The following is a 6,000-nucleotide window of genomic DNA, read 5'->3' as shown; positions in this document are numbered from 1 at the left end:
GCTCCCACAGGGACCGCGCCCGGTGGCGACGATTTTTCTCGATCAGAAGTCCTTGCACAGGCGCAAGGCGTCGTAGATCGCCGCATGCACGTTGCGCTGGGCCACGCAGTCGCCGATGCGGTACAGCAGGTAGCCTTCGCCCGGCTGGCTGAGGATCGGCTGTGGCTTGATGGCGAACAGCGCCTCCACGTCGATCTGGCCTTTGTTGCGCGAACCTTCTTTCAGTGCGTAGTACAGCTGCTCGTCAGGACGCACGCCGTTCTCCACCACCACCTGGTCGACCACGCGCTCTTCCTTGGCACCGGTGTATTCGTTTTCCAGCACCGCCACCAGCTTGTCGCCTTCGCGGTAGACCTTTTCCAGCATCATGTCGCCGGTCATGATCACTTCTTTCGGATACATGCTGCGGTAGTAGGTCGGGAAGGTAGTACCGCCCATGGCCACGCCTGGCTTGATGTCGTCGGTGACGATCTCGACCTGGCTGCCCTTGTCGGCGATGAAGTCAGCCACCGACATGCCAGTGAACTCACAGATGGTGTCGTACACCAGCACGTTCTTGCCCGGCGCAACCTTGCCGTCGAGCACGTCCCAGCTGCTGACTACCAGCCCTTCGGCGGCGCCCCAGTGCTCGTTCTGCTCCAGGAAGGAATGCCCACCTACCGCCAGCACGATGATGTCCGGGCGCAGGTCCTGAATGGCAGCCACGTCGGCGGCGGTGCCCAGGCGCAGGTCGACCTTCAGGCGCGCAAGCTCCAGCTGGTACCAACGGGTAATACCGGCGATCTGGTCACGCTGCGGGGCCTTGGCGGCGATGGTGATCTGCCCGCCAATCTGCTCCTTCTTCTCGAACAGGGTCACGTCGTGGCCACGTTCGGCAGCCACACGGGCCGCTTCCATGCCGGCCGGGCCGGCACCAACCACCACCACCTTGCGCTTGGCGCCGGTGGTCTTCTCGATGATGTGCGGCACGCCCATGTATTCACGGGAGGTCGCGGCGTTCTGGATGCACAGCACATCCAGGCCCTGGTACTGGCGGTCGATGCAGTAGTTGGCACCGACGCACTGCTTGATCTGGTCGATCTGGCCCATCTTGATCTTGGCGATCAGGTGCGGGTCGGCCATGTGCGCACGGGTCATGCCGACCATGTCCACGTAGCCGCCTTCGAGGATACGTGTGGCCTGGTTCGGGTCCTTGATGTTCTGCGCGTGCAGCACCGGGACCTTGACCACTTCCTTGATACCGGCCGCCAGGTGCAGGAACGGCTCCGGCGGGTAGCTCATGTTCGGGATGACGTTGGCCAGGGTGTTGTGGGTGTCGCAACCCGAACCGACCACGCCGATGAAGTCGAGCATGCCAGTGGCGTCGTAGTAGGCAGCGATCTGCTTCATGTCCTCGTGGCTGAGGCCATCGGGGTGGAACTCGTCGCCACAGATACGCATGCCCACGCAGAAGTCGTCACCGACTTCGGCGCGCACGGCCTTCAGTACTTCCAGGCCGAACTTCATGCGGCCTTCGAAGGTGCCGCCCCATTCGTCGGTACGCTTGTTGACCCGTGGGCTCCAGAACTGGTCGATCATGTGCTGGTGCACGGCCGACAGTTCCACGCCGTCCAGGCCGCCTTCCTTCGCACGGCGGGCAGCTTGCGCATAGTTGCCGATCACGCGCCAGATCTCTTCCACCTCGATGGTCTTGCAGGTGGCGCGGTGCACGGGTTCACGGATACCCGACGGCGACATCAGGGTCGGCCAGTTGAAGCCGTCCCAGCGCGAGCGACGGCCCATGTGGGTAATCTGGATCATGATCTTGGCGCCATGCTTGTGCATGGCGTCGGCCAGGTTCTGGAAGTGCGGGATGATGCGGTCGGTCGACAGGTTGACCGACGCCCACCACTCCTGCGGGCTGTCGATGGCCACCACCGACGAGCCGCCGCAGATCGCCAGGCCGATACCGCCCTTGGCCTTTTCTTCGTAGTACTTCACGTAGCGGTCGGTCGTCATGCCGCCGTCAGTGGCGTAGACCTCGGCGTGCGCGGTGCTGAGCACACGGTTGCGGATGGTCAGTTTGCCGATCTGGATCGGCTGGAACATTGCTTCGAATGCCATGACGCTATCTCCGGCTTACAACGGCTTGACGACGAACAGGCCATCTTCGTGACCTTCTTCCGACCCGCCATAGACCTGTTCGGCCACAGTGCGGATCGAGCTGCCGCGGGCAGCGAGAATCTGGTCCATGGCGCCGGCGAACCAGCCGGTGAACATGTAGTCGACCTTGCGGCCGCACTTGCCATAGACGTACACGAACGCGGAGTGCTTGAGCTTGACGCTGCAGGTGCCCTTGTCGAGGTCGATGTCCTGGATTTCGAACAGGCCCCAGCCGCGCTGGCTCAGGCGCTTCATGTAGTGCTCGAACACCGCAACGCCTTCCAGGCCATGGCACTCGGCTTCTTTTTCACACCAGTGCCAGGCGGACTTGTAGCCGGCCTTGTAGAGGATCTCGGCGTACTTGTCGGCGCCCAGGACTTCTTCGATGCCCATGTGGTTGTTGACGAAGAAATGGCGCGGCACGTACAGCATCGGCAAGGCGTCGCTGGTCCAGACACCGGTCTCGCTGTCTACTTCGATTGGCAATTGCGGGGCGATCTTGGCCATGGAAACTCAACTCCATAAAATTTTTTATCGGGATGCCCCGGCGTTGCTGGCAGGGGCTTTCAGGCTTGGAGAGCGGCTTACTCGCCCCACACGTCCTTGAGGACGTTGACCCAGTTCTCACCCATGATCTTGCGCACCACGCGCTCGGAGTGGCCGCGCTTGAGCAAGGTTTCGGTGAGGTTGGGGAATTCGCCCACAGTGCGGATGCCCAGCGGGTTGATGATCTTGCCGAAGTTGGTCAGGCGACGGGCGTAACCCTTGTCGTGGGTCAGGTATTCGAAGAAGTCCTGGCCGTGGCCCTGGGTGAAGTCGGTACCGATACCGATGGCGTCTTCACCGACGATGTTCATGGTGTACTCGATGGCTTCGGCGTAGTCGTCGATGGTCGAGTCGATGCCCTTGGCCAGGAACGGCGCGAACATGGTCACGCCGACGAAACCGCCGTGGTCGGCGATGAACTTCAGCTCTTCGTCCGACTTGTTGCGCGGGTGCTCTTTCAGGCCCGAAGGCAGGCAGTGCGAGTAGCAGACCGGCTTTTTCGACTCGAGGATGACTTCTTCGGAGGTCTTGGAGCCCACGTGGGACAGGTCGCACATGATGCCGACGCGGTTCATTTCGGCAACGATCTCGCGACCGAAGCCCGACAGGCCGCCGTCTCGCTCGTAGCAACCGGTACCGACCAGGTTCTGGGTGTTGTAGCACATCTGCACGATACCCACGCCCAGCTGCTTGAACACGTCGACGTAGGCGATCTGGTCTTCGAAGGCGTGGGCGTTCTGGAAGCCGAAGAGAATGCCGGTCTTGCCCAGTTCCTTGGCCTTGCGGATGTCGGCGGTGGTGCGTACCGGCATCACCAGGTCGCTGTTATCGCGGATCAGCTTCTGGCTGGCGGCGATGTTGTCGACGGTAGCCTTGAAGCCTTCCCAGACCGACACCGTGCAGTTGGCCGCAGTCAGCCCGCCTTTGCGCATGTCTTCGAACAGCTCGCGGTTCCACTTGGCAATGATCAGGCCGTCGATGACGATGCTGTCGGCGTGAAGTTCGGCTGGGCTCATCAGGCTGTCCCCTTTTATTGAATGGGTTTGCGCCAAACCTTATTGCCGGCGCTTTGGGGCCAGCATATGCCTGTGCCCAAAGGCGCCCCGATGCAAAAACGACAGGGGGTTTGCCGAAAGCGTCAATGCGCGACATCGCGCCCTCTGGCGCGCCGTCTGGCGATGAGAGACAGTCTCGATAACGACATTTCCGGCCGTTTCATGAACATTTCTTCAGGGAGCTATCGTCTTGTCGGCGGCTGAGCGAGAATCCAGCCGATTCGTCAGCCTTGTTGAGGAGAAAACGGATGAAATCAATGGCATGGCTGGTACTGCTGGCTGTCGTATCGGGCGCCCAGGCCGGCGAGGAAGAAAGCACCCCGTGCGACAACGTCGAGACCGACCAGCAGACATTCGCTTGCGCGGCGTTCAACAAGCAGACGGCCGAGCGTGAACTTAAGTCGGCGTATGACGACCTGATACAGCGCATTCGCGACCAGTACGCCGACGAAGGCGACAAGGCAGACGCCTTGGCAGGGCGCATGGAGGCGGCCGAGAAACTGTGGACGCAACTGCGCGATGCCGACTGCAAGGTCGAAACCTATGCCGAGAAACCGGGCAGCAAGGCGTTCGAAGCAGCGTGGAACACCTGCGTGGCACAACGCAGCGATGACCGCTCGGAGTACCTGCAGTCCATCGGCCAGCAGTAAGGGAGTTCCTCGGCAGGAAAGGCTTTCGGCTTATCTGTCTTGACGATCCGAACCAAAGTGCGTCCCCGGCGCCTCACCCGAGGTGCCGATGATGAACTCGATCGGAAACCAAGACATGACCTCTACTATCAGCAAGACCGACATGAACAGCGCCATTGCCGCCCTGAAGAAAGAAGGCGAAGAACGCGCCGTCATGGTTGCCAACACCGTCTGCATCTTTGCCCCGGATGTACCTGCCAGCGTTGCCGAAGACGTGCTCGATGGCATGCGCTTGATGAACCTGTCGGCAAACAAGAAGTTCGACAAGGAAACCCAGCAGCGCGAGTGGTACAACTTCTACAACGACGGCCTGGGCAAGTTCGGCTGGACGCTGACCGGCGCCGCCCATGTCGAGGAGGCAATCGACAAGGACACCCACACGCTGGCCACCCTGGTGCCGCAGATCGTCACCGTCCAGATCGGCGCCAGCCACCGCCTGAGCCGCTGTGTAAAACGCTCCTTCGAAGTGATCGTGCAAACACCCAAGGCGCAGCAACTGCTCGAAGAAAGCAGCGTGAGCGTTTCGGGCAAATCCAGCACCATTCAGATTTCGGCCTGCGAGATGACACCGCAAGGCCTGCCGATCATGCACATGACCAGCGTTCAGCTGAGCTATGACAAGGCCGAGAAAACCGCAGGGTCCGCTGGCCGCATCATCGACAAGTCGAATACCCGTGTATACCGGGCCTCGCAACAGGGCTCGTTCAGTGTTCGCCACTTCGACGCCATGCGCGAAGCCGTCAGGATGAAGTTGGCCAGCCAGGCGTTCGACATCCTGGCGCTGGACATCTGACCTGCGCCTGGCGCCGCCATGCGGCGCCAGGTTCCCCTTCCTACGCCTACGGCGAGGGCCAGAAGCATGCCCACCAAACCTGCCACCCAACCCTGGGAAGACCTTCATGCCTGCTTGCGCCTGGCGCAACTGGAAGCCAACCAGGTTCACGATCGCCAACAGGATGGCCAGCGCTGGTTCAGCCGTTTTCTGCAGGGCCTGGAAAACAGCGGTGTCGAACTGATCGAGCGGACAACGAAAAGCATCAACTGCGTACCCACGGATGCTGTGTTTCAAGACGTCTTCAACGGCTGGATTCCAGCGCCCCAGCGTCGCAACCTCAAGTTCGAGCGGGTAGCCAACGACATACTTAATGGCTTGAAACAGCCAGACCTCGCTCTGCTGCGCAGCACCTCGGCCAGCTCGCACCTGCGCATCGAGTTTGACCTGGATGACAGCGGCAGCCCGCTGGCGATCGTCTTCAACCTGTGCTGTTCGACCGACCCGGATGCCCCACGTACGCGCCTTGCCCTGCAACTGGACCACATGGGCGCGAAACTCGACGCCCGGGCTTTCGAGGCGCGGCGAGTACAGGTCGAAAACCGCCTCCAGGCGCTTTCTGACCTCGATCAGTTCTAACCAGGCGGCATTGCACGCTCCACGGCTGAGGGTGGTCGCCACCGTGCAAAGGTTAGTCGCCAGAACGCATGGCCCAGAGCATGGGCCGCGTAAAGGATTTCAGTTACTTTTTCACCCTGTTTGGCTTCTGCTCGGTAGATAACTTGGCCGATTCGCT

6 protein-coding genes are annotated in these 6,000 nt (G+C 61.2%); 3 read left to right on the top strand and 3 right to left on the bottom strand.

Going from position 1 to position 6,000, the window contains the following annotated elements:
• Window positions 1-42: 42 nt before the first annotated feature.
• The 3 genes from dgcA to CAG18_RS25375 all read right to left on the bottom strand — a co-directional run bounded on the left by dgcA (window position 43) and on the right by CAG18_RS25375 (window position 3,704).
• Window positions 43-2,103 (bottom strand): dimethylglycine demethylation protein DgcA, encoded by a 2,061-nt coding sequence (gene dgcA / locus CAG18_RS25385; RefSeq protein ID WP_025337383.1) that lies wholly within the window; start codon window positions 2,101-2,103, stop codon window positions 43-45.
• 15 nt (window positions 2,104-2,118) lie between these two features.
• Window positions 2,119-2,649, bottom strand: coding sequence for a DUF5943 domain-containing protein (locus CAG18_RS25380; RefSeq protein WP_046614486.1), 531 nt, complete (start codon window positions 2,647-2,649; stop codon window positions 2,119-2,121).
• Between the two features lie 77 nt (window positions 2,650-2,726).
• On the bottom strand, window positions 2,727-3,704 hold the full coding sequence (locus CAG18_RS25375; RefSeq protein WP_003257506.1) for a dipeptidase: 978 nt from the start codon (window positions 3,702-3,704) through the stop codon (window positions 2,727-2,729).
• A gap of 287 nt (window positions 3,705-3,991) precedes the next feature.
• On the opposite strand from CAG18_RS25375, the gene CAG18_RS25370 reads away from it, so the two are divergent.
• The 3 genes from CAG18_RS25370 (at window position 3,992) to CAG18_RS25360 (ending at window position 5,843) form a co-directional block, all read left to right on the top strand.
• Window positions 3,992-4,393: a lysozyme inhibitor LprI family protein gene (locus CAG18_RS25370; protein ID WP_003257504.1), complete on the top strand. Its 402-nt coding sequence runs from the start codon at window positions 3,992-3,994 to the stop codon at window positions 4,391-4,393.
• 115 nt (window positions 4,394-4,508) lie between these two features.
• Window positions 4,509-5,225, top strand: coding sequence for a hypothetical protein (locus CAG18_RS25365; protein ID WP_080958440.1), 717 nt, complete (start codon window positions 4,509-4,511; stop codon window positions 5,223-5,225).
• A gap of 66 nt (window positions 5,226-5,291) precedes the next feature.
• Entirely contained in the window at window positions 5,292-5,843 is a 552-nt protein-coding gene (locus tag CAG18_RS25360) for a hypothetical protein (protein ID WP_085721788.1), read from the top strand.
• Window positions 5,844-6,000: the final 157 nt, after the last annotated feature.

Origin of the sequence: Pseudomonas sp. B22(2017) (assembly GCF_002113105.1) — a bacterium.
Lineage (GTDB): Bacteria > Pseudomonadota > Gammaproteobacteria > Pseudomonadales > Pseudomonadaceae > Aquipseudomonas > Aquipseudomonas asiatica.
The sequence above is the reverse complement of the archived record's forward strand: the minus strand, read 5'-3'. Positions and strand labels throughout refer to the sequence as shown.